Origin of the sequence: Fodinibacter luteus (assembly GCF_039541575.1) — a bacterium.
GTDB lineage: Bacteria > Actinomycetota > Actinomycetes > Actinomycetales > Dermatophilaceae > Fodinibacter > Fodinibacter luteus.
On sequence record NZ_BAABGM010000043.1, the window covers coordinates 1 to 505 of the forward strand.

Annotated in this window: 1 protein-coding gene; it reads right to left on the bottom strand. The window is 72.1% G+C overall.

The features are described from left to right. A partial coding sequence (locus ABD899_RS18885) for an IS5 family transposase (protein WP_345208911.1) occupies positions 1–501 on the bottom strand: 501 nt, incomplete at its 3' end. Between the last annotated feature and the right edge of the window lie 4 nt (positions 502–505).

Here is a 505-nt window from a genome sequence, read left to right on the forward strand (position 1 = left end):
GGCGTAGCGGACGGCGAGCTTGTCGTACCGGGTGGCGAAGCCGCGGTGGTGTTTGAGGTGGTTGAAGCCGCACTCGACGGCGTGCCGGCTCTTGTAGGTGTGAGGGTCGAAGGCCGGTGGTCGTCCGCCGCGGGAGCCGCGACGGGCTCGGTTGCCGGCTTGGTCGGCCGGGACGGGGATGGTCGCGGCGATGCCGTGCCGAGCGAGCCAGGCCCGGTTGGCTCTGGAGGAGTAGGCCTTGTCGGCCAGGACCCGCTGGGGCCGGGTCCTGGGGCGTCCACCGTGAGGTCGGGTGACGCGGATGCCGTCCAAGACGGCAATCATCTCGGGTGAGTCTCCGGCTTGGCCGGGGGTGAGCGTGAAGGACAGAACCCCGCGACCGGCGTCGATGGCGGCGTGGGTCTTGGTGCCCCACCCGCCGCGGGAGCGTCCCAACGCGTGGTGATCCGGCTCTCCGGCAACCGAACCGACGCTGTCGCGCCGTGCCCCGGCGGCGTGGATGTGG